Origin of the sequence: Amycolatopsis regifaucium (assembly GCF_001613935.1) — a bacterium.
In the GTDB taxonomy this organism is placed as follows: Bacteria; Actinomycetota; Actinomycetes; order Mycobacteriales; family Pseudonocardiaceae; genus Amycolatopsis; species Amycolatopsis regifaucium.
In genome coordinates, this window is record NZ_LQCI01000052.1 from 23829 (window position 1) to 49911 (window position 26083).

Consider the following 26083-nt stretch of genomic DNA (forward strand, 5'->3'; position numbering starts at 1 on the left):
CGCTCAGCACGGCCGAGTCCTTCGGTACGCCGGAGATCCGGGTCACCGCGATGGCGAGTGTGAACGCCGCCCTCCTTGGGTATCCCGGTGGGGAACCGCTAAGGAGACGCGTGTGGGAACAACAAACGCCTACGAATTCCTCGGCGGCGGCACCCCTCCGCTGGGGAAGATCAGAGCATGGCTACGAGATCAGCTCGCCGGCCTCGGACTCACCACCGTGTCGGACACCGAGCTGCTGACCACGGAACTGGTCACCAACGCGCACGAACACGCGGACGGCGCCGCCGAACTGAGGGTGTCCGTCCCCGCCGGCCGCGACGTGGTCCGCGTCGAAGTCGACGACCATCGCCCCCAGCTGAAACCGCGCCGCGTGGCGAAGAAGGATCCGACGAGCGCGCATGGACGAGGACTTGCGCTGGTCGAGGCGATCAGCGCCAACTGGGGTGTGGACACCGGCGCCGGGGTCAAAACGGTGTGGGTGGAGATCCCGGTCCCCTGACGACCAAAAGTTACTTGGCTTCGACCCGCCCGAGCGGGTCGACTCCACTGGTCAATTCCTCGCACGCCCGTCGCCAAGCCGGATCTCCCGGAGAGAACTCGCTGCGCAGATAGGCCGAGGTGAGCCGGGTCACCGCGGCGACTCGCTCCGGGTTCTCGTCCGTGGTCTCGGCGACGTCGAACCCGGAGATCCCGCCGAGCCCGTGCTCCGCGCCGAACAGGGTGAGCAGAGTCTTGCGCCCCGGCGAAAGAAAGTACGGATCGGCGTGCCACTCCGGACCGCGGACCGTCAGGTGGGTGGAGGCGTCCTTGTCACCGGCGACCACGAGCGCGGGGGTCGTCATCGCGGAGAAGTCCGTACTGAGGAAGAAGGAATAATTCTCCGCCACGAACTCGGTGACGGCATCGCCACCCCGGCCGGGCGCGGCGAGCAGTACTCCGGCGGAAATACGAGGCTCGGCGAGGTTCACTTCCGTGCAGGTATGGGGATCGGTGTACCGCGCGCCCAGCAGCAGGCTCGCGGTGTGCCCGCCCATCGAGTGCCCGGCCACGGCGACCTTGCCCCGGTCCAGGCGTCCACGGAGCTGCGGGACGGCGGCTTCGACCTCGTCGAGCCGGTCGAGGATACGGATCATGTCCTCGGCGCGGGACCGGTAGTACATCGGTGCTTCGGGGTCGTCGGAGCCCAGGTTCAGCGTCCTGGAACTCAGATGCGTCGGCTGGAGGACGGCGAACCCTTGCGCCGCCCAGAAATTCACGAGTGGGGCGTAGCCGTTCAGTGAGGAGAGGTGGTTCGAGTACCCCTGGCCGTGTGACAACAGGACGATCGGCAGCTCGTCTCCGGTCATCGGCGCGGACACCCGGACCTGCAGGTCCACGGCGCGGTCCGGGGTGGGCAGCACAACCGGGCTGACCGAGAGGACCGGGGCCGGCGCGAGGGTCGAAATGCTCATGAGATGTCTTTCCCTTGGATCGGCGAACTAAGCGGAGCACTGTTCCACAAACATACGGAGCAGTGTTCCGCTTTGTCAAACGCCGAGGGAAACGGTCTGGGGCCGCGGTGTGTCCGCCACCCGGCCCCAGACCGCGTCCGGTTACCTCGTGCCGCGACGGCTTGTCGACACCACCGCGGGTACCGGTCCCCCGTCGATCACGAACTGCGAACCCGGCTCGCGGACGATGTCACCCGTGAACGAGTTCGTGATCGTCACATTCGTCAGCGTCGCGCTGCCTCGGGCGCCGCTCATCGCGAGGACGCCGGCTCCGTTGTTCGACTTGTCGATCTTGACGCCTCCGACGGCCGCGGTCACGACACCGCCGCCGGTCTTGAACTGGACACCGTCGTAGGTCGAGTCATGGATCTCGGTGTCCCGCAGCGTGACTCCGGGAATGTCCTTGCCCTGCGCGAAGAACGTGATCGCACCGAACTTCTGCTGCTCGCCCCAGAACACTCCGCCGCAGCGGTACAGGGCGTTGTTCGCGATGAGCGTCTGCCCGGAGAACGGCAGCGGATCGTGGTCGGTCGCCAGCATGATGCCCGGGTAGTTCATCGTGTCGTGGACGACGTTGTTCTCGATCTTGTTGCCGTATCCACCGTAGATCGCGATCCCGTTGGCACGCCAGGGAAGCTGGATCGTGTTGTTGGTGAACGCGTTGTCGTGCGCGATGTCCTGTGCCGGATCCTTCACGTACTGGTTCGCCCACACCGCCAGCGAGTCGTCACCGGTGGTGCGGAACGACGAGTTGAACACCTTCGAGTTCCGCGTGCCGTTGGTGAAGTTGATGCCGTCGGCATAGGTGTCGCGGATCCGCATGCCGCTGAATTCCAGACCGTCACCCGGCCCCCACAGCGCCGGGATGTTGCCATAGTCCCGGCCGACCCACACCGCCACGTTCGCGTGCTCGATCCACACGTTCGAGATCTTCGTACCGGTGCCGAACCGGCCGTTGAGACCGACGCCGCCTTCGGCGCCGCCGTCCCCGCCCCGGATGCGGCCGGAACCGAAGATGGCGATGTCGGAGATCTGGGTGTTCTTGTCGATGTCGAACCCGAAGTTGCCTTCGTGCGGATGGTTGATACCGCCCGCGTTCTGCGGCTCGATCTGCGAGTACAGCTGCGAATGCCACATACCGGCACCACGGATCGTCACGTTGGAGATGCCGATCTGGTTGTACTGGCCGCCGCCGTTGGGCACGTTCGGATCGTCGGTCAGGATCTTCTTCTCCTGCCGCCACTGGCCCGCCGGGATCCAGACGCAGCCGATGACGCCGTTCTGATCGTCGGTGACCGCGCGCTGGATCGCCGCCGAGTCGTCGTTGCCGTCGTTCGGCACCGCGCCGTACTCCGTGATCGACACGCAGTTCGCGGGCTTCTCCGAGGCCGGGGCGACCTGCTCCAGATCGACGAAGTCGACGATGTAGAACGCGGCGTTGTCCCCGTTGTCGCGCTGCAGCTTGAACTTCGTCCCCGGTGGATACGACTGGGACAGCAGTGCGTGCGACTCGTCGAACAACCGTCGCGCGTCGGCCTGCGGCGTATTCGTCAGCCCCTCGGGGTCATCGGTGCTGCCGTAGAGCCAGCTGTGCTTCGAGGACAACGTCAACTTTTGCGCGAAGGTGCCGTTGACATACAGGCTGAGTGTCGCGTCCTGTCCCCCGCCGCCCGGGGCGTCGGGGATGGAGTTGCGGACCACGATCGAGTTGGCCTGGTTCGCCGACGTGAACTCCACGTACTGGCCCTGGCTCGCCAGGCGCACGGACTTGCGGCCGGAGGACTCGGTCGCGAAGTTCGTGTGCCCGAACGTCCGCAGCCGGTCGGCCTCCAGCAATTCTCCCTGGTACCGCGCGGATTCCGCTTCGTACTCGACGTAGGGCACCGCCGCGCCGCGGCCGACCACGATCCCCCGCGAGAGCCCGTTGTTGGCCTCGTTGGTCTCCGTGACCGTGCCGGTCGCGTCGGCCGTCGCGGTCAGGGTCGCACCGCCGTTGGCCGCGGTCCACGTGCCCGAGATCGCGACGTTCGCCGTGGCTCCCGGCGCGATCGCGCCGGTGGCACCGGTCAGCGTGGTTTCTCCGGCGACCAGCCGGGTCACCGAGGAGCCCGCTTCACTCGTGCCGCGGTTGTGTACCGCCACGGTGAACGAGACCGCCGCGCCCGCCGCCGGGTTCGGCGGGTTCGACGTGATGCCGGTGACTTCGAGGTCCGGACCGGGCGACTGCGCGATCACCAGCGGAGCCGGCGAGGTGAAGGTGTTGTTGGTGTCGTTCTGCTCGGCCACCTTGTCGGCGGGATCGACGGTGGCGGCCACGGTGTAGGTCCCCTGCGGCCGCGTTCCCGCGTGCACGGTCACCGTGGTGGACCCACCGGGGGCGAGTGCCCCGACCGCCGCGTCACCGACGACGGCGCCGCTGAGGCTGACGTTCACGGTCGTCGCGCCCGCGTTCGCGGTGCCGTTGTTCTTCACCATCGCCGAAACCGCCAGCCTGCTGGTCTCCGTCGGGTTCTCCGGCGTCCAGGTCGTCCCGGTGACGACGAGGTCCGGGTTCGGCGCCGGGGTGCCGATCACCTGGAACTCCGCGACCTGTCCGCCGGGCGCGCCGGAGTTGGCGAAGAACCGCAGGCGTACGTCCGACGCGCGGCCGCTGACCGGGATGGTGATCGTGTTCTGGTTCGTCGCCGGGTCGAAGCGGCGCTCCGCCCGCGCCGACAGGATGGTGAACGCGGTGGCGCCCTGTGCACGGCCCAGGATCTCGAAGTCCTGCGTCCGCGCTGCCCAGATCAGGTCCGGGTTGAGTTTCACCACGACCGAATCGACGTCCGCGTCGATTCCGAGCTTCACCGTCAACGAGTTCGGATAGCCCGCGGCGGATTCCCAGTACGTGGCGGTGTTGTTGTCGTTGGCATTGGCGGCGACGAACGAGTGGACCGTCGACGTGGCCTCGATCGGCTTGCCCGCGGCCAGATTCGCGCCCGCGGTGGTTCCGGAGCGCACGACGTGGTTGCTGTCTACGGATTCGTTGCCCGCCGCGTCCTTGGCCCGCACGAAATATTCGACTCGCGTCCCCGTGGGCCTGGCCTCGGTGAACACGGTGCCGGTGAGTGTGCCGACCGGGGTGCCGTCTCGGTAGACGGTGTAGCCGATGACGCCGACATTGTCGGCCGAGGCGGTCCAGGTCAGCCGGATCTGGCCGACGGCGGGTTCGGTGAGCGCGAGGTTCGCCGGCGCGCTGGGTGCCTGCGTGTCACCGGTGTCCGGTCCGTACAACTCGAACTCCGAGAGCTGCGCGGCGGGCCAGCGCGTGTTCGCGGTGACCTGCAGCCGCACATACCGGGCCGACACGGTCATCGGGATGGTGACGGTGTTGGCGCCGAGGGTGAACGCGTAGCCGGCGGCACTCCTGAGGTCGGTGAACGCCGTGCCGTCGGTACTCCCGCGCACGGTCAGCGTCTGTGTCCGGGATTCCCAGGCCGACGGGAGCTTCAGCACGATCCGCGAGAGCGATTTGACGGCTCCGAGGTCGGCCTGAATCCACTGCGGGAACACGTTGTTGGCGGATTCCCAGTAGCTGTCTTGATTTCCGTCGACCGCGTTCGCGACGGGATAGCCGGGCAGCGCGCTGCTCGCCGACACCGTCCGGGTCAGCGGCACCTCCGCGAACGCGGCCGGTCCGGGTGGGGCGGCTGGATCCGGCGGTGGGCCGCTCGCCGCCGAAGCGAGGGAGAGTCCGGCGACGGAAAGCCCCGTGACCAGGAAACCGGTGATGAGCCGGGACAGGCGCATACGTGTCATGGCGTCTTCTCTTCTTTGAGACAGCGGGGAGGGAGCCAGAGCCGTACGAGCATGCAACAACCCGGAGACCAAACGCAAGAAGCTGACATGTTTCAGAAATTTTGCGACTGTCTACTCACCTGAGGGCCTGCCTCTCCCGACGCGCGGACGTCCGCTACTTGCCGCCCGCGCGAGGAACCGTCAGAGTGATCACAGCAACCATCTCCGCTTAATCGACTCAGGTCACAAATGTGCACTAGAAATTTTTCATACCTGAGCCACCCCAGGCAGATGGTGGTTTCCTATTCCGAATTACGGGAGTACAGGCGTACACTCAAGCGCAAGCAAGGCGCGTGGAGGTCGACCCTGATGGACGTGACGAAAGCCCTGAAGTCCGCACTCACCGGGTCGGCGGCCGAGTCGAGGTACGCGGTCCGCGAGTTACGGCGCGAAACCGAGGACCTGGTAGCCCGCCGGGCGGGCAGGACGGCGAACAGGCTGACCGAACTGGGCGGACAGCTCGCCGATCTGGTCCTGGTCTCCGGGAGCAGGCTCGCGGGTTTCGCGGATCGGCACAGCAAGCCCGTGGGCGAGGGTGTGCGCCGCGAAGCGGGCCGCATCGGCGATTCGGTGGAGCGCTTGTCCGCGACCCTGTCGGACCGCGCCATCCTCATCGCCGAGGAACTGATCGACCCCACGCCGACGACCCGGGCGCGAGTCGCGAAGCGGCTGCCCGGGAAAAGCCGCCGTCGATGACGGCTTAGGGACGATCAAGTCCTGACACAGACGTGCCATCGGCATATTCGTGCCGACAGGCCGAGTGCCTTGCCGTCCGGCGCGGCCTTCTCCCGTCTTTAGTCGCTATCTGCGGCCGCATCCGCTTGCCTAGCATGGGAAAACCGGCAGCGGATCCGGCCGGGCGCCCCTGGCTGTCCGCGCGGACAGACCCGCCGCGTTCCCCATCTTTTCTCCATTGTCCCCAGTGGAAGGCACCCATGCGCATCCGAGGACTCATCACCGCTTTGCTGTGCGCGGCCGGACTCACGGCGGCGGTGCCCGCCGCCGGTGCGGTCCCGATCATCGATGGCGAATACGCCCAGTCCGGATCGTGGGCGGCCATGATCGAGCAGAACGGCGAGCAGTGGTGCTCCGGCTCGATCATCGGCGCCCGTTGGGTACTCACCGCCGAACACTGCGTCGACGAACCCGGCGCCGGCTATTCGGTGCGCGTGGGTGACGTCGACAACCAGGCCGGAACCTACGCCGCGGTGACCGACGTCTACACGCCGTCCGGGGGCGCCGACATCGCGCTCCTTCGCCTCGACCGTTCGGTCAGCACGACCTACGCCTCACTCGGCACCTCGGTGTCCGCCGGCGACACCGAATACGTTTATGGCTGGGGTTACAACGAAGACGGTGTGCTGCAACGCTATCTCAAGGTCGCCCGGATGACGGTGACGAGTGTCGGGAGTGGACTGATCAAGGCGCGCAGGGGCGACGGGCTGACCAACGGCGGCGACTCGGGCGGACCGGTGTTCGTCGACGGCAAGCAGGTCGGCGTGCACATCGCCGGCAACAAAGTGGACAGTTCGACACACACCGGTATCGCGGCGAACCGCACCTGGATCCGCGACACCTCGGGCGTTTAGGTTCGGTGAACGAGTCGAGAGCGACGCCCCCGGACGGGCTCGGCGCGCAGCTCATCAAGCTGGGCCTCGGCGAGACCGCCGCCCGGGTCTACGGCCGGATGCTCGAAAGCGCGCCGGTGACCGTCCGGGAATTGGCGGCGGGACACGGCGACGCGGAGACCGTTCGTCAGGCACTGGAAGAGCTGGCGAACGCCGGGCTGGCGGTGTCGTCCGGAGTGGACGGAACCGAGTTCCTCCCCGCGAATCCCGGGGAGGCGCTCGCCGCGCTGACCACGCGACGGCAGGCCGAACTGCACGACGCCCGCCTCGCGGTCCAGACCGCGTACCGCGCCTTCAAGCGGGCGCATTCCGGGATGCCACACGTTCAGGACCTGCTCGAAGTGGTCACCGGCGACGCCATCGTCCCGCGGCTCCAACACCTGGCGACCATGGTGCGGCACCAGGTGCGCCGCCTCGACTCCCCGCCCTACTTCACCGGCGGCCACCGGAATCTCCTGGAGGAGGAACAACTGCGGCGCGGGATCAGCTACCGCTGTGTCTACAGTGGAGCATCCTTGGGCGACCCCGGCTACCTCGCCGAAAACATCTTGCCGTGCCTGCGGGCCGGCGAGCAGGCCCGGCTGCTGCCCGAGCTCCCGGTGAAATTGACGCTGTTCGACGACCGGGCGGCCACCATCGCGCTCACCATCCGAGAGGCCGACCGGAACCAGTCCATCGTCATCGTGCGCCCATGCAGCCTTTTCTCCGCGCTGGAAGGACTGTTCGAAACCTCCTGGGCCGCGGCACTCCCGCTCGATCAGCGGGGACAGGCGGCCGAGCAGCCGATCCGGCCGATCGAACGAGAATTGTTGCTCCTGCTCGCCGCCGGGCGCAAGGACGACGAGATCGCCGCCGAACTCGGCGTCAGCAGGCGCACCCTGTTCCGCTACCTCGAGACCCTGATGGACCGCGCCGGGGTCTCCAGCCGCTTCCAACTCGGGGTCTTCGCCGCACACAACGGCTGGCTCTGACACCCGGCAACGCATTCAGTCCTCTGAATGCGGTAGTTCGCGATCCACACGAACGCATTCAGAGGACTAAATGCGGCCCTCGCCCCGGGTCACTTTCACTCGGATGGGGTCACCCAGGGAGCCGGCCTCCGCTGCGGCGAACTCCCGGAAGGTGGAAGGTGATCTTGAAAGGAGGGCGGCACCATGGGAAATCACCGGCACCACAACGGCACCGCGTCACTCCGGATCGCCGCCGCGAGCCTGCGGGTGTGCGCGGTCGTCATCGCGGTCGCGGCCTGCGCCTGGCTCGCGTTGTGGCTCGCGTTCACCCTGTGAGACCGGACGATTTCGGCTCACGGTCCGGGCGGGGCCGCTCCCGGCTGAGGATCCGGCGGGCTTCCCGGTTCCGGCAGCGGACGGTCCGGTCCCGGCTCCGGGAGTCGCTCGGGCACACCCGGGTCGGGTAGCCGCTCGGGCTTCCCGGGGTCCGGCACCGGCTCGGGAATACCGGGCTCGGGCACTCCCGGATCCGGCGGCATCGGGTTCGGCGGCGCCGGAGGCGCGGTCATTCGATCACTCGTCATCGCACTACCTCCTGCTGACGCTGCTACCCGTTCGGTCACCAGGTGAAACGAACGCGTGACGGCCCCGCTAGGCCGTCTGGGTGGCGATCCAGTCCGCGATGACGTCGGCGCGGGAAGTCGTCTCGACCCCGGCGTGGGGACAGGCCGGGCCGGTGGCTTCGATCGAGACCAAGGTGCCGCCCTTGCCTTCCGGGACGAAATAGGGCGCGCCCGAGTCGTACGTGCAAGCGCTCGTCGTGATCGCCGGGGCCGCGCCGCGGACGCCGATGGTCGTCGGCGCCACTGTCGCCACCTGCACGGTGCCGTGCTGCATTCGCGTCGCCGGGGCGGGAGCCGTATTGCTCAGGCTGCCCCAACCGGCCAGGGTCAGCTGCTGACCGACCTTCGGGAGCATGCGGCTCACCTTCATCGGCGCCACCGTGCTCACCGGGGTGTCGAGCCGGAGGAGTGCGACGTCGTTTTCCTTCGCCTGGAGCACTTCGGTCGCCTTGCGGGCCACCCCCGACTCGATCGCCTCGTCGACAAGGCCCAGCGTCACCGTCGTCGGATACGGCATCTGGCCCGCCACCCGCTTGCGCTGCGCGTCGTGGAAGCAGTGCCCGGTGGTGACGACCCAGCCGGGTGCGACCAGCGCACCGGTGCAGTAACTGCTGTAGGTCGAGCCGTCCGGGCGGGGGATCTTCGTCATCGCGATCTTCGCGACGAACCCGAACTGCCCTGGTGGGACGTCGGAGCCGTGGGCGACGTCCGGCGCGGCGAGCGCGGCCGGAGCGGCGGTGATGGTCAGGACAGCAGCGGCCAGCAGGGCGCGCAGACGCAATTTCTTACCCTTCGTCGATGAGGTGATCCGAGGCTAGAACCGCCCGCCCGACAAGGGGAATTCCCCGACCAGGTGTCACCCGATGGCACACCGGACGGCGGCGGGTTCCCCGCGGCGCGTGAGCCAGTGGCGATAGGTGTGGCTGCTGTCGGTATCGGACCGGTAAGCCGCCTTGGCCGCGGCGAGCAAGGCGTCGCTGTTCCCGCCGAACGCGCCTTCGGTGTGCCAGGCGATCAGGTACCGCATCCACAATGGATCCCCCGTGAGTGCCCGGATCGCGATGCCGGGTGAGGCGGGAAACGTGACCTGGCACGGGGAAATCGCCCGGCCCGCCGCGATCAGGCGCTGCAGCGGCCGCAGCTCCGTGCTCCGGTGCGCCACCTGCGGCCGGAATCCCGCCCGCGCACAGGCTTCCTCGAAACATTCCGGCCAGCCGGCGCCGTCGGACGGCCCGAGCACCCAGCGTTCGGCGGCGAGGTCGGCCAACTCGACCTCAGTGCCTTGGGCGGCCGGATGATCCGCGGCGATCGCCACGAACACCGGTTGCGCCGCCAACGGCCGCAGCGCCACCCTCGGTGCGGCGGGCAGGACGTGCCCGGGATAGTCGGCGACGACGGCGGCGTCGAGCTGGCCGCCCGCCACGAGGTCCAGCAGCCGCAACGGCGAGAACTCCGTGGTCACCGAAACCGCTGGTGCCCGGCCGGAATCACCGAGCCGGTCCGCCAGCTCGACGACCATCGACCCGCCGATCCCACCCAGCGCGACCGGACGCTTTTGCTCCTCCGCCAGCCAGCGTGCCGCGTCGCGGTGCATGGTGTCCGCGGCGGCGAGAACGGTCCGCGCGTGTGCGAGCACGCGTTCGCCGAACGCCGTCGGGACGACTCCGCCTCTGCCCCGGACGAACAACGTTCCGCCGAACGCGCGCTCGATCCGTTGCACCGCCGCGGTCAGCGCGGGCTGGGTGCTGCCGATGCCGATCGCCGCGCGCGTGATGCTGCCCGCGTCGGCGACGGCGCACACCACTCGGAGGTGACGTAACTCGACATCCATCACGCGGACCTTATGGCCACTTGGGATGTGCCGGAAGCCGTCGAAAGTCGGGATCGTTTTTCGTACTCCTCTCCCCTTTCTCTCCCCTCCCCGCAAGGAGTACGCATGCGACGCGCATGTCTCACGTTCGCGCTGACCACCGTCCTCGTCTCCGGTCTCGTTCCCGCGACGGCGTCGGCGGCCCCGGCACCCCGGTTCACCACATCGATGGAAGCCTTCGAACCCGGCGGGACCATCAGGCGGGTGGAAGTCAGCCGCCCGGTTTCGGACAGAACCGCGTTACCGCAGCGGGTCGCGAGCGCCGCCGCGGTGACCCCGATCGAGATCAACGGCCCCAGCGAGACCACCTTCGACCTGGTCTTCGTCGGTGACGGCTACACCTCCGGCCAGCTTTCCACCTACTCGCAGCACGTCCGCTCCAGTATCGCGGCGTTGTTCGCCATCGAGCCGTACAAGACCTACCGCAAGCAGTTCAACCTCTGGCAGGTCGACGTCGTCTCCGCCCAATCCGGTGTCACGAACGACCCGACCCAAGGGGTGCGGCGCACCACCGCGCTGGGCATGTACTTCTGGTGCGGCGGAATCGAACGGCTGTTGTGCGTCAACGAGACCAAGGCGAACCAGTACGCCGCGGCCGCGCCGGACGTCGATCAGGTCATCGCGCTGGCGAACACCACCAAGTACGGCGGCGCCGGCGGCGGGGTCGCGACGTCTTCGGGCGCCAACGCCCAGGCCAGCCAGATCGTCGCCCACGAACTCGGGCATTCCATCGGCGGGCTCGCCGACGAATACGACTACGGCACTTGCGAAACCCGCGAACCCCGCGAGCCCAACGCGAGCGCGCTCACCGCCACGCAGATGAGGGACCGCCGCGCCAAGTGGTACGCCTGGCTCGGCAAGCCTTCTCCCGACGGCGGCACGGTCGGTGCCTTCGAAGGATCCCGCTACTGCAAGACCGGGATGTACCGCCCCAGCGTGAACTCGCTCATGCGCACGCTCGGGCAGCCCTTCAACCCGCCGAGCACGGAGGCGATGATCGCCGGCTTCCACCGTGAAACCGCCCAGCGGATCCACCAGCACCCGTAGGGGTCACCGGGCCGGGCCGCCGGCGTGGTCGGCGAGCCCGGTCGCCATGTCCCGCATGAAGCGACGCAGATACCACTGGAAGAACCACGCCATGCCCCGGCGGGCGCGATACGTCCCGTGCCAGCGGATCTGCGTCCCGCCGCCGGAGGTTTCGCGCAGTTCGACGGCCGCCCGGTAGTCGGCCATCGCCGGGTTCTCGACGCCCTCGTAGGCGAACCGGCGTTCGGGTTCGAGCGCGGTGATCCGCTCCTTGGTGACCGTCTTGCCGGTCCGGAAGGCGCGGGTCGCGCCGACGCCGTCGCGTCCGTCGGCGGAAAGTCCTTGCGACGCGGTGGTTTCCAGGGCGTCGACCCGCGACCAGACCGGCCAGCTCCGGGCGTTCAGCAACAGCGCCCACACCGCCGCCGGTGACGCCGGCGATTCGGCGGTGACGTCGTACGACTGCATTCGGGAACTACTCACATGGTCACCTTAGGAACGGCCGTACCCGGTCACCATGCGTGGGATTGCGGAGGACCGATCAGGAATTGCGATAGTCCGAAGGGCGCACACCGGTGTGCCGGAGGAACGCGGCCGACAACGCGCCGGGAGTGGCGAATCCGCATCTCCGTGCGATCCGGGCGACCGAGAGATCGGTGTCGCGCAACAGCCGTTGCGCCTCCTCCAGCCGGAGCCGGGCCAGGAACCGATGCGGTGTCTCGCCGGTCTTCTCCTTGAAGACACGGATGAAGTGGTAGACGCTCAGGTGCACTCCCCCGGCGATGTCGGCCAGGCTCAGTGGGTCGGCCAGCCGTTCGCGCATCATCGCCACGGCGGCGCGTACGCGGGCGTCTTCCCGGCCCGCCCTCGGCGGAGACGGCTTCAGCGCGTGGCGGGTGAGCAGGTGCACGGTGAGGAAGGCGGCCGCGGATTCGGCGTACAGGTCGTCTTCCTCGCTCGCGTTCCCGAGTGCCCGGACCAGCTCGCCGAGCAGCGGATCTCCTTCGGTCAGGGAGGCAGCCATCGCCTCGTGGTCGACCGCGCGGCCGCCCAGCCGCGTCGCGATCGACTCCACCGTGGTGCCCGGAATGTGCACCTGCAGGCTGCGCATCGACTCGTCGCCGCGGTACCGGTGCAGTACCCGCTTGCCGGGAACGGCCAGGGTGAGGCGTCCCGGCCGCCAGTCGGAGCGGTTCCAGCGGCCCTCACCGCGGGTCTCCATCACCGCCCGTCCCGAAGCCGGCAGGACCAGGTGCAGATCCGCGGTGGCGGGCATTTCCATGTCCTCGGCGACGGGGACATGGTCGAACCGCTGGACGAGCAGGGATTGCCAGCCGGAATCCTCCCAGCTGCAGTAGGTCCGCCGGACGTAGCGGGCCATGTCGAAACCGACATACGGCTGCAGATCGAAACGCTCGGAGCGGAACACCACGACTTCGAGGCTAGCGCGCTTCGAACCGCGAAGGTCAACTCCGCGCGAGCAGTTCCTTCACCCGCGGGATGACCTGCTCGCCGTAGAGCCGGATCGACTCGAGCCGCTGCTCGTGCGGAAGCGCGCCGGCGCCGTATTTGAGCTGGAAGCGCGACAGCCCGAGGGTCCGCACCGCCCACGCGATCTTCTGGGCGACGGTTTCGACGGAACCGACGAACAGTGCGCCACGCGGCCCGGCCATGGCGTCGTAGTCGGCGCGGGACATCGGGCCCCAGCCCCGTTCGGCGCCGATCCTGGCGAAGGCAGCCTGGTGCTGCGGGAAGTGCTGGGCCACCGCGAGTTCGTCGGTCGCGGCGACGTGCCCCGGGCTGTGCATGGAAATCGGCAGCTCTCCGTGCCCGGCTTCCGTCAAGGCACGCCGGTACAGGTCGGCCAGCGGGGTGAACCGCTCCGGCGATCCGCCGATCACCGCCATCACCAGCGGCAGGCCGTACGCGGCCGCACGGACCACCGACTGCGGGGTCCCGCCGACGCCCACCCAGGCGGGCACGCTGCCGGACTCGGTGAGCGGGAAGGCCTGCGCGCCGTCCAGCGCGGGACGGACGGTTCCGCTCCAGTCGACCGGCTTTTCCTTCTGCAGATGGGTGAACAGGTCGAGCTTTTCGGCGAACAGCACTTCGTAGTCGTCCAGCGAGTAGCCGAACAGCGGGAACGACTCGGTGAAGGAGCCGCGGCCGAGCGTGACCTCGGCGCGGCCACGGGAAACCGCGTCGAGTGTCGCGAACCGCTCGTACACCCGTACCGGGTCGTCCGAACTGAGGACCGTGACCGCGGTGCCCAGCCGGATCCGTTCGGTGCGGCCGGCGATCGCCGCGAGGACGACGTCCGGTGAGGACACCGCCATCTCCGTGCGGTGGTGCTCCCCGACGCCGAAGTAGTCCACGCCGGCCTGGTCGGCGAGCACACCTTCGGCGACGACCTGCCGGATGGCCTCGGCCTGGCTCACCGGCTGGCCGTCCGCACCGTTCTCCACGTCACCGAAAGTGTCCAGGCCGAAGGTCGGCTCCTGCCGTGTGCCCAGGATTTCGTACCCCATGTCCAACTCCTCAGAAGTAGTTGAACGCTCAAACGTCGCCTTCGTCGATCGTATTCCGCCGCCGAAGGCCGCTAACCACCGGCGATGTCACGCGCCAGCTGCCGAGCTTCGGGGAGGGTGTACTTGCCGCTGATCTGGGCTTGCCCGCCGATGATGGCGGACTGGATCATCGGCGCGGTCAGGACGCGGCTCCGCAGTACCACCGCGACCTGCTTGCCGACGTTTCCCGTGGTCCAGTCCGCCCACGCCCGCCCGCCCGCGGCGGTGAAGGTGAGGTCGATGATCGAGCCACCCTGCTGCGGATCGACATGGGCACGCGCCCGGCTGACCTCGGCTCCGGTGAGGAACGCCGGGCCGAGCACATATTTCGCGCCTTGGACGCGGTCGCAGCTGACCAGCGGGAGCGCCGGATCGTCCCGGCCGTCCAACGGGTCCTGCCCCGGCGAGCAGTCGAGCGCCGCGGCGGCGGCCTGCTGCTCGGCGGGATCCGTGCTCTGCCGGTTCGTCGCCGAGCCTGTCGCCGGTCCCGGTGGAAGCTCGGCCAGGACCGGCCGAAACCGCAGCCGGGAGCCGTCTTTGACCACGAAGCCGTCACCCTCGGGCTCGGGTTGACCCGAAACCTCGGCCTGACATCCGGTCACACCCAGCAGAACGAGGGCGGTCGCCACGACAAGTGTTCGCACAGACGTCATTCTGCCTTGCGCGGCAGCGAAATGTGCTCAAAGACGAGAGTGCCGCCCTCGGCGGTACAGGCGATCTCCGCCTCCGGGACGAACTCCGTGATGACGACCTCGACGTCGTACTTACCCGAGGGGCAAGCCGCCGGTTATTGACGGGTAAGGCCAACGTGGCGTGCGGGCATCGCTCGCCGGTCCGTTGGTCGCCGGGAAGTGTGGCGCCGAGGATCGCGGAGGTCGTCCCGGCCTTCGCGCGGGCCGTTCGGTGACCGCCGGTCAGCCCACCGCCACGGTGATGGCGGCCGTGTGGACCCGCCCGCCGTGGGAGAACTCCAGGAACAGCCGGTATTCCCCGCGTTCCGAGAACATCGAGTGGAAGGCCAGCTCACCGTTGACCAGCCGCGCGCCAAGGGGCTGCACCGGATGCAGATGCGTGGCCGACAGCAGCATCGTGTGGAACCCGGTCAGATGGCCGTTGGCACCCAGATGCGGGTCGACGGCCGTGACCAGTGCGCCGCCGGGATCGCGGACGGCGAACCGGAGCACCTGCGCCCGCATCAGCGGGACGCGGTCCGTTCCCTCCACCCGCGCGACCCGGTAACCGGTGGCCGTCACGGTCTCCCCGGCGGGAGCGGGCACCGGCACGAAGGTGGTGTCACCGGGCACGGTGAACGGCACGCCGAGCACCACCGGATGCCGGGGATCCTTGGTGTCGAGCGGGACGAACTCGGCGAACATCCGGTAGGCGCCGCCGTCGGTCAGCGCGAGAGCGGTGCGCCAGGTCTCCCCGTCGAGCGTCGGATGCACGTGCTGGAAGACGTTCATGTCGTCGCGCACGGCGAAGAAGTGCATCTGTTTGGTCTGGTTGTCCAGGAAACGGGTGACCGGCTTCCCGTCGGGGCCGAGGATCCGGAACGCGACCGGCACCGCCGGGCCCCGGACGGCGGGCGTGGTCACCCGCTCGAACCGGTATCCGCTCTCCGCCTCGGACAGACCGTCGCTGTGCGCGGCGGGCACCAGATCCGCCGTCACCACCGGCCGGTGTGCCGAGTGGCCGGGGCCGGGCGTCGGGCGGAGCGCCACGAACGCCGCGGCCACCCCGATCATCATGGCCAGGGCGAGGAACACCCAATCCGTGAGCCGGGGTCTGCGCACCTGTCACCGCCCGGCGGTGGCGAGGTTCGGCTTCACCACGACCAGGCCCTGTTCGATCCCGTTGACGATGACGATGCCGCTGGAGAAGTACGGGTAGGTGCTCCACGCGCCGTTGAAGTTCGCCGCGTTGCCCGCCGGGTAGATGTCGAAGTAGCCGACCTCGGACAGCTGTGCCGACGCGACACCGCTGACGTCCAGGATGCGCAGGCCCGCCTGGTAGTTCGCCTGGTACGAGTAGCGGCCCTTGATGTACTGGTTGTGGTCGATCGCGGTGGCGGGTGAACTGTAGACGCCGGTGTGCACGGGCGCGGAAAGCTTGGCCAGGTCCCAGACATAGGTCTTGGTGCGCTTGTCGGTGCCGCGCGACTCGTCGAGTTCGTCGTCCAGCAGGAAGTAGCGCTGGTCGTCGGTCAGCCAGCCCTGGTGCGAGTACTGCGCGCCGGAATAGCCCTTGCGCGAAAGCTGGACCGGCCGGGCCTTGTCGGTGACATCGACGATGGTCAGCGTGTCCTCGTTGGCGTTGAAGCAGATTTCCTTGCCGCGGTAGGCCGCGTCCGGTCCCCGGTAGACCACGCATTGGGTGTCGTGGGTGTAGCCGTCCTGCGACACGCAGCCGGCCTTGGCGGGAGCCTTCGGGTTCTGGATGTTGACGACATGCGGGCCGCCGCCGCAGGTGTTGGAGCCGATCGCGTAGGCGAAACCGGTCTCCTCGTTGATCGCGATGTTGTGCGCGGGCCCGAACTCCTTGTACAGCGCGTCGGCGGTGAACGTCTGCGGCGTGGTGACCGTGCGCAGGCGGGTCAGGTCGAACACCTGCATCCCGTGCCCGGAGATGAAGTCGGCCACGATGAACGCGTGGTTCTTGTACACCTTCATGTCCCGCCACGAACTGCTGCCGCCGTTGGAGGGCAGGTTGCCGAGGAACTTCGGGGAAGTCGGCGTGCTCAGGTCGACGAACGCGGTTCCGTTGGTCCGCCCGACGATGGCGTATTCCTTGCCGGACGACGGATCGGTCCAGCCCCAGATGTCGTTGCCGTTGCCGCCGCCGAGGCCGGACAAGGGAAGCACGCTGAGCAGGTCCACGTTCTTGCACGGGTAGATGTCGGCCTTGCCGTTGACACACGGCACCCCCGCCGCGGTGCCGGTGACGGCGTGCCGCTCGGCCGGGACGTGGTCGGCCATGAAGGTCTTGGCCGCCGCCTGCCCTTCGGCCGTCTCGGGGTCGTGCGCGGACGCCGCCGTCATCGACAGCACCAACGCGGAGGCCGTCACCAGGGCCAGGCCTATCGTGCGCACGATCTTCATCTGGCGCGCTCCTCACCGGAGAGTCCGTTTCTGCCCGGTCTCCGACGATAGGAGCGTCGACGATCCGCGTATCCCTCCGAACGTCTGGCGCCGTTAACCGTTTACCGCGGCTCCCGGAACGCGTTCCTTATCTCGGACACCAGGAGATCCGGCTGTTCCAGGCCGGGGAAATGCCCGCCGCGGTCGAGTTCGTTCCACCGGTGAAGCGCGCGATAACGACGCCGCGCCCAGCGCTCGGCGGTGGGCCAGGGATCGGCCGGGAACACCGAGACCGCGGTGGGCACGGTCACCGGCAGGGCGTTCTCTTCTTCCGCGCTGCGCGGCACCCAGCGCATCGCCTCCCAGTACCAGCGGGCGCTGGAGGCACCGGTCCCGGTCAGCCAGTACAAGGCGATGGTGTCGATCTGCTTCGCGAGGCTCACCCCGCCGCCGCTCTCCGGCCGGTTGTCGGCGTAGGCGTCGAACTTCTCGCCGAGCCACGCCGCCAGGCCGGCGGGCGAGTCGAGGAGCGCGTAGCCGAGGGTCTGCGGGCGGGTGGCCATGATCCTGCCGAAGCCGTAGCCGTCGGACAGATGCAGATCGCGCCGGTCCAGCATGCGACGTTCGGCAGGCGTCGGCGTCGCCCGGTCTTCGGGCAGTGGCGACGCCGACGGCATCATCAGGTGCAGACCCGTGACGCGTTCGGGCACCTGGCGCGCCAGCTCGGTACTGACGACGGCACCCCAATCCCCGCCGTGGGCTCCGAAACGCTCATAACCGAGGACGGTCATCAGGTCCGCCCAAGCCCGGGCGGTCCGACCCGGATGCCAGCCCTGCTCGCGAGGTCGTTCAGTGAAACCGAATCCCGGCAACGCCGGCACGACCACGTGGAAGGCGTCGCGAGCGGAACCGCCGTGCGCCACCGGATCGGTGAGCGGCCGGAGCACGCTTTCGAACTCGAAGATCGAGCCGGGCCAGCCATGGGTCAGCACCAGCGGGAGCGCATCGGGCTCAGGCGAGCGGGCATGCCAGAACGCGATGTCCAAACCGTCGAGCCGGGCCCGGTGGTGCGGAATCGCGTTCCACTGGATTTCCCTTGCCCGCCAGTCGTGTTGGCGCCACGTGTGGAGCAACTCCGTCAGCCGCTGAAGCCCGATCCCTTGGGTGGCGTCCGGCACCGTCTCGGCTTCGGGAAGGCGGACCCGGTCCAGGCGGGCGAGCAGATCCTCCAGTTCACGATCCGGAACGGACAGGGTGAAAGGTTCGACGTCGCCGCGCCCGATGCTGTCGATCATGATGACGAAGTTAGCTTCCCGCGGCCACCGCGCCCATCTCCGAGATTGGCGTCCCGCGGTCGGAAATTGCCGTTGCGGGCTACTGCTCACCCAGCCGGACAGGGCGCTCGATCGTCAGGTCCGAACGCGACAGTCCCGCGAACCGGCCGGGACGGAACGAGTCGAGCAGATCCCGCGTTTCCCCGGAGACGATCTCCTCCGCGGCGAGACGGCCGAGGATCGGCGCCAGCGTGATGCCGCTGTGCGTGACGAGGCAATAGATCCGGGAACCGGGCGACGGCGGGCCCGCGATCGTGTGCCCGTCCGCGGGCATCGACCGGATGGCGACCCGGAAGCCGATCTCCGGTCTGCCCGGGGCGTCCGTCATCGCGGAGAACCGCTCCGCGATGACCGCCGCGGTCTCCGGGTCCACCGGCGCCGACGGATCGACGCGGGCGTTCAAGTCGAGTGCCTGCACCACGGTGTGCCCGTTCCCCGCGGGCCGGAGGTTGAGGGACGGCGTGTGCAGCACGCATTTCAGGTCGAGCCGCGGTGAAGTCACGTAACCCAGCAAGCCGACGATCGGTGAACCTCGGCGGACGTCGGTCATCATGGGGATGTCGATTCCGGCTTTCGCCGCGAGGGCGTCGGTCCAGCGTCCGGCCGCGAGCACGACGCGATCGGCCTCGATGATCTCCCCGCCGGACAGGGTGACCGACGCTTTCCCTTGGCTCTCGCCGAAATCCACCACCTCGCCGAGGGAGACCTCGGCACCGTGGCGTTCCGCGTCGTCCAGCAGGCTCCGCATCAGCAGTTCCGGAAGGACGTAGCCTTCGCTGGGGAAATGCGCGATCGCCGTCGTCGCTTCGGGGAGCACGACGTCACCGGCGATCTCCTCTGCCTCCGCTCGCTCCACCCAGCGAGCCGGGTAATCCAGCGACCGCAACAGTTCGACGTTGCCGGTCAGCCAGGGTTCGGTCCGGGGATCCGCGCAGTGCAGGCTGCCGCTGCGGAAGTAGGAGCGCGGCCCGGGCAGCCGGTCCGCCAGGACGGCGTGTTCCGCCATTCCCGCGACGTTGAGCCGCTGGTAGGCCGGATCGTGTTTCCGGTTCGCGTTCGTCCACGCGAACGTGGTGGCGCTCGTTCCCCTCCCCTGGCCCGAGCGGTCCAGCAGGAGGACGTCTTCCCCCGCGAGGGCGAGCGATCGCGCGACACTGGCGCCCAGCACTCCGGCGCCGACAATGATGATCTTCATGCGCTTCCTTTCCGAGGTTTCCCGGTCACCGGGCGGAAAAAGGGACTTCCACGAAGAACTGTGCCGAGCCGGGACGGACGATCGTCTCGACGATCTCCACCACCGTGCCGTCCTCGGTACGCGATTCCCGGCGCCGTTTCAGCGCGGGCGTCCCCGGTTCGCTGTCGAGCAGACGGGCGGTGGTCTCGTCCAGGCACACCGGGTCGAGGTAGACCCGGACGCTGTCGATCGGCACTCCCCGCGCCCGGAAGTACCGCATGCTCACGAAATGTTCGAGATTCTCCTGCAGCACGCCGGGCGCGGCGGAGAAGAGGATGACGTGCCGCTCGATCGACCGCGGCCGGTCACGGACGTCGAACTTGCGGCGGACCAGTTCGATGACCGCGGTGTCGGCCGGGGTGTCCGGCAGTGGGACGACCGCGTCACCGGACGGGATCGTGTGCGCGGACAGGATTTCGTGGCGCCCCGGCGCACCTTTCGCCGCGGCCTCGGGGGCGGCGAAAGCGAGCAGGTTGATCTGCGGCGTGACGTCCGCGACGAAGGTCCCATGCCGCCGATGACGCACGGCCAGCCCCGCGGCCGCGAGGTCGTTGAGCACCCGTTGCGCTGTGGCTCGGCTGACGCCGTACTGCCCGCACAACTCGTTCTCGGTCGGCAACCGCGATCCGGGCACCAGCTCCCCGGCATGGATCTTCGCTTCGATCTCACGCCGGATCCGGCGGTGCAGCAGCTCGGTCATGAATTGACCGTACAAATGCCGATTTGACCGGTCAATCCGGCTTTCGGCGCAGTTCAGCACCTGACGATGTGGCATTCAGAGGACGAAATGCGTGGTCGGCCTAGCGTCGCGCGAGTTCCTCCGCGGTCGGCAACGGCCACTCGTAGCGTTCCTTGGCGATGCGAAGGTGCACCCACGTCTCCGCGGTCACGACGTCGGGCCTGCCGCTGATCTCCTCCAGCGTCCGGTCGAGGTCGCGGGCGGACTGCGCCGCGACGGTGGCGACGACGTCGAACCGGCCGATGGTCCTGGCGAGGAATTCGGTGTCGTCGCGCGCGGCGAGCGCCGCTGTCACGGCGTCTCCGGCGCCCCGGACGTTGAGACCGATTCCGCAGACCAGGCCGGCGTCCGGACGAGCCCGGCTGAGCACCGGCGCGATCCGGATGACGTCGTGCTCCACGAGGTAACGCACCCGGGTGCGGGTGGCCGACGGCGAAAGGCCGACATGCTCGGCGGTGCGCGCGAAGCTCTCCCGCCCGTCGGCCTGCAACCGCAGCATGATCGCGAGATCGCGGTCATCGAGCCGCAACCAGGACGGCAGCGGACGGCCCGGCATGAACAAGCCCTTGACCACGTCGACGTAGAGCAGGGTGTTGACCTGTTCCACCTCCGGCAGGCCGCGGATCTCCGCCACGGTGCGGTAAAGCGCCGGGGAATCGGGCAGCCGTAGCTCGGCGACGGTCTGGTACTCCCCGCTCACGGCGGACACGAACGCGGCGGCGGGCAGCGCCGCGATGGCGTCCGTCGTCGCCTGCGACCGGCCCGAGGTGCGGATCGCGAGATGCGCGTACGCGGTGAGGCCGAGGAATTCGGGATGCACCGCCGCCACCACGTTGAGCGAACCGTCGGCCTTCAGTTGCTCCAGCCGGGCCGACACGGCGGAGCGGGAGACCCCGACGCGGTTGGCCAGATCGGCCACGCTCATCCGGCCGTCCGCGCGCAAAGCCGCGACCAACGCGTCGTCCACGGCGCTTCTCCTCTGCTGAATTTCCGACACCGCCGCGGACCATATCACTTGCGGAATAGGGCTTCAGGCAGCAGAGATAGCGCGATCTGCCTCTTGTCGCTGGCATATCGATCGTGAACACCGTCTGTGCACGAATGATCTGATTGCGCTCGGCGCTCCTCCTCGCTTACCTTCGCCCCACTTCACCGCCGAACCCAGGAGTCCGCGCGATGCGCCTGTTGCCCTTTGACCGTTCAGTCCTCGACGCGACCGCGACGATCCTGTGTCCCGAAGCGATGGTGACCGTCGACGACGCCACCGAAGGCGCCGAGGCGGTGCTCGTCTTCGGCGAGGAGATCGCCGCGGTCGGCTCGGTGGACGAGTGCCACGCCCGCGCGGCGGGTCTCGGCCATCCATCGCCGGCGGTGCGGCGATTGCCGGGCACGCTCCTGCCCGGCTTCGTCGATCCGCACGCGCATCCCCTGATGTACGGGCAGATGATGACCTGGGTGGACTGCGGCCCCGAGCGGGCCACGACCATCCCCGGCATCGTCGCGCTGCTGCACGAGGCGGCCCAACGCACTCCGGCCGGCAGGCCCGTCCGCGGTTACGGCTACGAACACCGCAACCTCGCCGAGAAACGCCATCCCCGCAAGGAAGAACTCGACGCGGTCGCCGTCGACCGCGAGGTCTACCTCATGAACGCCAGCGGGCACGGCGGCGTGGTGAACAGCTTTACGTTGCGGCGCAACGGCATCACCCGCGACACCCCGGACCCCGACGGCGGCGTGTTCTTCCGGGACGAGCACGGTGAACTCACCGGGGAGCTGTCGGACGCGGCGTGCAACATCCTCACCGGTGTCACCGGCGTGAAGGTGGGACGGCACGGCCCGAACTTCCACCTCGAGGACGAGCCGGACGAACATGCGCGGCAACTGGCCGCCGCCCAGGAGAAGTTCCTCGCGGCGGGCGTGACCGCGATCGGCGACGCCCAGGTCACTCGACGCGAGTTCGACATGTACCTGCGGCTGGACGAAGCGGGACAGCTCAAGACCCGGGTCCACATGTACCTGCTGTCCCACCTGCTCGACCAGGCCCTGGAAATGGGGCTGCACGGCGCTTTCGGCACTCCGCGCCTGTCCTTCGCGGGCATCAAGTTCTACGCCGACGGCACGCTCGGCGGGTGGACCGCCTACTTCCCCGACGGTTACGTCGGCGACCCCTGCCGGACCGGGCAGCTGTATCACCAGCCCAAGGACTACGCCGCGCTGATCGGCAAGGCGCACGAGGCCGGGCTCCAGACCGCGACCCACGCCCAGTCCCCCGCCGCGATCGGCATGGTGCTCGACGCCATCGAAGACGCGCAGCGGCGCGATCCCCGTCCCGACGCCCGGCATCGTATCGAGCACTGCGGGCTGCCGACCCCGGAGCAGATCGAGCGCATGGCGGTACTCGGCGTCCACCCGGTCAACCAGCCCCAGCACTACTACAACTGGGGCGAAGGCGTCACCGACGCTGTCGGCACTCCCGGCGAGCGCTTCAATCCCCTCGGCGAGTTCCAGGCGGCCGGTGTGCCGGTCACGCTGAGCTCGGACGCTCCGGTCGCGGAGCCGAATCCGCTCGAAGCCATCCAGACGGCGGTGACCAGGACGACCCGGCGTGGCCACCGGCTCGGCGGTGACGACCTGCTGATCGACGTCCGGTCGGCGATCGCGGCCCATACGATCGCCGGCGCCCGCGTGCTCGGCCGTGACCGTGACCTCGGCTCGATCACCCCCGGCAAACGCGCGGACTTCGTGCTTCTCGGCGAGAATCCCCTCACCTGCGAACCCGGCCGGATCGCGGGCATCGGCGTGCTGGAAACCTGGATCGACGGCGAGGTGGCCCGATGACCGTCCAGACCGACACCCAGTCGCTCCGCCGGGCCCGCCGGGCCGGGCTCGCGGCCTTCGTCGGCACCACGATCGAGTGGTACGACTTCTACATCTACGCCACGGCCGCGAGCCTGGTGTTCGGCACCGTGTTCTTCCCCGCGACCGGTGACCGGCTGACCGGGGTGGCGGCGGCCTTCGCGACCTACGCCGTCGGGTTCTTCGCCCGGCCGCTCGGCGGCATCGTGTTCGGGCACGTCGGTGACCGGATCGGCCGCAAGACCGCGCTCGTGGTGACCCTGACGATGATGGGGGCGGCGACCTTCCTGGTCGGCTGCCTGCCCGGATACGCCCAGATCGGCACGTGGGCGCCCATCCTGCTCGTGGTGCTCCGGTTCGTCCAAGGGCTCGCCGTGGGTGGCGAGTGGGGCGGCGCCGTGCTCATGGCGGTCGAACACGCGCCACCGGGCAAGAAGACCTTCTACGGCGCGTTCGCCCAGGCCGGAAACCCCGCCGGCGCGCTGCTGGCCACCGGCCTGTTCAGCCTCCTGAGCCTCGGCGGCACCGAATGGCTCACCACTTGGGGCTGGCGGATCCCGTTCTTCGCGTCCGTCCTGCTCATCGGCGTCGGTCTCATCGTGCGGCTGAAGGTCGAAGAGTCACCGGTCTTCGAGGAAGCCGTCGAGGAGACCGGCGCGCCGATCCTCTACGCGGTGCGGACGAACTGGAAACCGATTCTGCTGGGCATCTGCGTGCTGCCCGTCGCGGTCGGCGGCTATTACCTCGTCACCACCTTCGCGACGGCGTACGCGACAGATCCCGCCGTCGGCGTCTCCGAATCGCTGGTGCTCAACGCGCTCACCATCGCCGCCTTCGTGGAACTGGTCGTCAGCTTCGGCGCGGCGTGGCTCGGCGACCGCTTCGGGCGGGTACGCGTGGTCGTCATCGGTCTCGTCGGCGTCGCCGTCCTCGCGGCACCGCAGTTCCTGGTGCTCTCGACGAAGAACGCCGCCCTGATCATCGCGGCGTTCGTGGCGATGCGCCTCGCCATGACGGCCACCTACAGCCCGATCGCGGCGATCCTGTCGCAGATGTTCCGGCCGCGGGCGCGGTACACCAGCATCTCGCTGTCCTACCAGCTGGCGGGCGCGCTCTTCGGCGGGCTCTCGCCGTTGGTGTCGACGTTGCTGTTCCAGGCGACCGGTAGCGTCTGGCCGGCGATCGGCCTGCTGATCGGCATGTGCGTGCTCAGCATCGCCTGTGTGCTGGCCGCGCCCCAGCACACCGACGAGGTCTAGCGGATGCGCAGACGCCGCATGAGTTTCAGCCCCGACAGCATCCCCTCGACGTACTTCTCGTAGGTCTGGCCGCCGCGGGGACCCATGACCTGTTTCTTGAGCACCGCCACGTTCTTGACGTCGGTGTACTTGAGCAGGCCCTGATCCCCGTGGCGTGCGCCGACGCCCGAGTTCTTGACGCCACCGGACGGTGTTCCCTTCGACGCGTACGCCGTGGCCAGGATGTCGTTGATGTTGACGTTGCCGGACTCGACGCGTGCGGCCACCGCGCGTGCGGCAATGACGTCACCGCCCCACACCGACGCGTTGAGGCCGTACTCGGTGTCGTTGGCCAACGCGACGGCCTCGTCGACCGTGCGGTACTTGTGCAGTGCGACAACGGGTCCGAAGGTTTCGGTGACACCGCAGAGCATGTCCTTCGTGACGCCTTCGAGGATCGTCGGTTCGAAGAACGCCGGACCGAGATCGGGGCGCGGCTTTCCTCCACAGAGGACGGTCGCACCCTTCGCGACGGCGTCGTCGACGTGTGCCTTGACCCGGTTCATGTGGTCGACCGAGACGAGCGAGCCCATGTCGGGCCCGAAGTCGTAGGCGGCGCGGACGTCGAGTGCCCTGGCCTTGGCCACATACGCGTTCTTGAACTCGTCGTAGCGGGACTCCGGCAGGTAGATCCGTTCGATGTGCATGCAGATCTGCCCGGTGTTGCCGAAAGCGCCGAAGACCGCGCCCTGCACGGCTTCGGCCAGATCCGCGTCTTCGAGCACGATCATCGGGTTCTTGCCGCCGAGTTCGAGGCAGCAGCCGATGAGGTTCCGGCCCGCGCGTTCGCCGATCACCCGGCCGGTGGCCGTGGAGCCGGTGAACATCACGTAATTCGCCTGATCGATGAGGGTGGGGCCGACATCCGGGCCCTCGCCGCACACCACCTGGAACAGGCCCTTCGGCAGCCCGGCCTCCTCCAGCATCTCGACGCCGTAAAGCGGTGAGAGCGCCGTCTTGTTGTCCGGCTTCAGCACGACCGCGTTGCCTGCCATCAGCGCGGGAATGGCGTCGGAAATGCCGGTGGCGAACGGGAAGTTCCACGGCGCGATGATCCCGACGACCCCTTTGGGCTGCCGGATCTCGGTCGAGGTCGTCAGGAACGGGACCGGTCCGCCGCGTTTGGCCGGGGCCAGCAGTTTGGCGGCCCGCGTCAGATAATGGCTCATCACCATCGCCGGGTCGCAGGTCTCCTCGATCGCCATCCGGCGGTTCTTGCCGCTCTCGGCCTGGATGAGGTCGGTGACGATCCGCGCGCGCCCGACGAAGAGCGCGTGCGCCCGCTTGAACACCTCCAGCCGCCGCTTGAGCGGGGTCGCGGCCCACTTCTCCTGCGCGGCCCGCGCGGTGGCGAACGCCTGCTCGATGTCGGCCGGCGTCGACTGGGGCAGCTCGACGAGCGCCTCGCCGGTGTAAACCTCGGTGAGCTTCCAGGTCGCCCCGGACGAGTCCGGCACTCGGGCGGCAAGGCGCCGCAGGAACGCGTCGGTCACCGACGCCGGACGGGTGAGCGCGAGCGGAGTGACGGTCATGGCCCTCTTTTCCGTCGGTTGT

General features: G+C 68.7%; 24 protein-coding genes. 8 read left to right on the forward strand and 16 right to left on the reverse strand.

Annotated elements, in window-relative coordinates:
• Positions 1–112 precede the first annotated feature (112 nt).
• On the forward strand, positions 113–499 hold the full coding sequence (locus tag AVL48_RS35755) for an ATP-binding protein (RefSeq protein ID WP_061981086.1): 387 nt from the start codon (positions 113–115) through the stop codon (positions 497–499).
• A 10-nt stretch (positions 500–509) separates the two neighbouring features.
• On the opposite strand, the gene AVL48_RS35760 is transcribed toward AVL48_RS35755, so the two are convergent.
• The gene (locus AVL48_RS35760) at positions 510–1451 is read right to left on the reverse strand and encodes an alpha/beta hydrolase family protein (RefSeq protein ID WP_061981085.1); all 942 of its coding nucleotides are present in this window, start codon (positions 1449–1451) and stop codon (positions 510–512) included.
• 141 nt (positions 1452–1592) lie between these two features.
• On the reverse strand, positions 1593–5288 hold the full coding sequence (locus AVL48_RS35765; protein ID WP_061981084.1) for a CARDB domain-containing protein: 3696 nt from the start codon (positions 5286–5288) through the stop codon (positions 1593–1595).
• A 348-nt stretch (positions 5289–5636) separates the two neighbouring features.
• Between AVL48_RS35765 and AVL48_RS35770 the strand changes: the two genes are divergently transcribed.
• The 4 genes from AVL48_RS35770 (at position 5637) to AVL48_RS40665 (ending at position 8241) form a co-directional block, all read left to right on the forward strand.
• Complete coding sequence (locus tag AVL48_RS35770) at positions 5637–6023, forward strand: hypothetical protein (protein ID WP_061981083.1); 387 nt, start codon at positions 5637–5639, stop codon at positions 6021–6023.
• Between the two features lie 239 nt (positions 6024–6262).
• Positions 6263–6916 (forward strand): S1 family peptidase, encoded by a 654-nt coding sequence (locus AVL48_RS35775; RefSeq protein ID WP_061981082.1) that lies wholly within the window; start codon positions 6263–6265, stop codon positions 6914–6916.
• Between the two features lie 5 nt (positions 6917–6921).
• A complete protein-coding gene (locus tag AVL48_RS35780; protein ID WP_061981081.1) occupies positions 6922–7926 on the forward strand; it encodes a helix-turn-helix domain-containing protein in 1005 nt (334 codons plus the stop codon).
• 183 nt (positions 7927–8109) lie between these two features.
• A complete protein-coding gene (locus AVL48_RS40665) occupies positions 8110–8241 on the forward strand; it encodes a hypothetical protein (protein WP_279626630.1) in 132 nt (43 codons plus the stop codon).
• Positions 8242–8258: 17 nt separating this feature from the next.
• Here AVL48_RS40665 and AVL48_RS39375 read toward each other — a convergent pair whose 3' ends face one another.
• The 3 genes from AVL48_RS39375 to AVL48_RS35790 all read right to left on the reverse strand — a co-directional run bounded on the left by AVL48_RS39375 (position 8259) and on the right by AVL48_RS35790 (position 10359).
• Entirely contained in the window at positions 8259–8489 is a 231-nt protein-coding gene (locus tag AVL48_RS39375; RefSeq protein WP_143104701.1) for a hypothetical protein, read from the reverse strand.
• A gap of 67 nt (positions 8490–8556) precedes the next feature.
• The gene (locus tag AVL48_RS35785) at positions 8557–9309 is read right to left on the reverse strand and encodes a S1 family peptidase (RefSeq protein ID WP_061981080.1); all 753 of its coding nucleotides are present in this window, start codon (positions 9307–9309) and stop codon (positions 8557–8559) included.
• Positions 9310–9384: 75 nt separating this feature from the next.
• The gene (locus tag AVL48_RS35790; RefSeq protein ID WP_061981079.1) at positions 9385–10359 is read right to left on the reverse strand and encodes a LysR family transcriptional regulator; all 975 of its coding nucleotides are present in this window, start codon (positions 10357–10359) and stop codon (positions 9385–9387) included.
• A gap of 105 nt (positions 10360–10464) precedes the next feature.
• On the opposite strand from AVL48_RS35790, the gene AVL48_RS35795 reads away from it, so the two are divergent.
• The gene (locus tag AVL48_RS35795; protein ID WP_061981078.1) at positions 10465–11445 is read left to right on the forward strand and encodes a M64 family metallopeptidase; all 981 of its coding nucleotides are present in this window, start codon (positions 10465–10467) and stop codon (positions 11443–11445) included.
• Between the two features lie 3 nt (positions 11446–11448).
• On the opposite strand, the gene AVL48_RS35800 is transcribed toward AVL48_RS35795, so the two are convergent.
• The 10 genes from AVL48_RS35800 to AVL48_RS35845 all read right to left on the reverse strand — a co-directional run bounded on the left by AVL48_RS35800 (position 11449) and on the right by AVL48_RS35845 (position 21342).
• Positions 11449–11892, reverse strand: a complete 444-nt coding sequence (locus tag AVL48_RS35800) for an SRPBCC family protein (RefSeq protein WP_061981077.1) — start codon at positions 11890–11892, stop codon at positions 11449–11451.
• Positions 11893–11965: 73 nt separating this feature from the next.
• Positions 11966–12856 carry an AraC family transcriptional regulator gene (locus AVL48_RS35805; RefSeq protein WP_061981076.1) on the reverse strand — a complete coding sequence of 297 codons (891 nt, stop codon included), beginning with the start codon at positions 12854–12856 and terminating at the stop codon, positions 11966–11968.
• 34 nt (positions 12857–12890) lie between these two features.
• The gene (locus tag AVL48_RS35810; protein ID WP_061981075.1) at positions 12891–13952 is read right to left on the reverse strand and encodes an LLM class flavin-dependent oxidoreductase; all 1062 of its coding nucleotides are present in this window, start codon (positions 13950–13952) and stop codon (positions 12891–12893) included.
• Between the two features lie 71 nt (positions 13953–14023).
• The gene (locus AVL48_RS35815) at positions 14024–14635 is read right to left on the reverse strand and encodes a SecDF P1 head subdomain-containing protein (protein WP_061981074.1); all 612 of its coding nucleotides are present in this window, start codon (positions 14633–14635) and stop codon (positions 14024–14026) included.
• A 270-nt stretch (positions 14636–14905) separates the two neighbouring features.
• A complete protein-coding gene (locus AVL48_RS35820; RefSeq protein ID WP_061981073.1) occupies positions 14906–15784 on the reverse strand; it encodes a hypothetical protein in 879 nt (292 codons plus the stop codon).
• A gap of 3 nt (positions 15785–15787) precedes the next feature.
• Positions 15788–17089: a choice-of-anchor B family protein gene (locus AVL48_RS35825; RefSeq protein ID WP_061981072.1), complete on the reverse strand. Its 1302-nt coding sequence runs from the start codon at positions 17087–17089 to the stop codon at positions 15788–15790.
• A gap of 101 nt (positions 17090–17190) precedes the next feature.
• Positions 17191–18363: an epoxide hydrolase family protein gene (locus tag AVL48_RS35830; protein ID WP_061981071.1), complete on the reverse strand. Its 1173-nt coding sequence runs from the start codon at positions 18361–18363 to the stop codon at positions 17191–17193.
• Positions 18364–18442: 79 nt separating this feature from the next.
• Positions 18443–19597, reverse strand: coding sequence for an NAD(P)/FAD-dependent oxidoreductase (locus AVL48_RS35835; RefSeq protein WP_061981070.1), 1155 nt, complete (start codon positions 19595–19597; stop codon positions 18443–18445).
• A 25-nt stretch (positions 19598–19622) separates the two neighbouring features.
• The gene (locus AVL48_RS35840; protein ID WP_061981154.1) at positions 19623–20336 is read right to left on the reverse strand and encodes a GntR family transcriptional regulator; all 714 of its coding nucleotides are present in this window, start codon (positions 20334–20336) and stop codon (positions 19623–19625) included.
• A 100-nt stretch (positions 20337–20436) separates the two neighbouring features.
• Complete coding sequence (locus AVL48_RS35845) at positions 20437–21342, reverse strand: Lrp/AsnC family transcriptional regulator (protein ID WP_061981069.1); 906 nt, start codon at positions 21340–21342, stop codon at positions 20437–20439.
• Between the two features lie 209 nt (positions 21343–21551).
• On the opposite strand from AVL48_RS35845, the gene AVL48_RS35850 reads away from it, so the two are divergent.
• Both AVL48_RS35850 and AVL48_RS35855 read left to right on the forward strand, forming a co-directional pair.
• Positions 21552–23213 (forward strand): amidohydrolase, encoded by a 1662-nt coding sequence (locus tag AVL48_RS35850; protein WP_061981068.1) that lies wholly within the window; start codon positions 21552–21554, stop codon positions 23211–23213.
• Complete coding sequence (locus AVL48_RS35855; RefSeq protein WP_061981067.1) at positions 23210–24490, forward strand: MFS transporter; 1281 nt, start codon at positions 23210–23212, stop codon at positions 24488–24490. The genes AVL48_RS35850 and AVL48_RS35855 overlap by 4 nt, the downstream gene beginning before the upstream one ends.
• Here the strand turns inward: AVL48_RS35855 and AVL48_RS35860 are convergent.
• The gene (locus tag AVL48_RS35860; RefSeq protein ID WP_061981066.1) at positions 24487–26061 is read right to left on the reverse strand and encodes a succinic semialdehyde dehydrogenase; all 1575 of its coding nucleotides are present in this window, start codon (positions 26059–26061) and stop codon (positions 24487–24489) included. The genes AVL48_RS35855 and AVL48_RS35860 overlap by 4 nt on opposite strands.
• Positions 26062–26083: the final 22 nt, after the last annotated feature.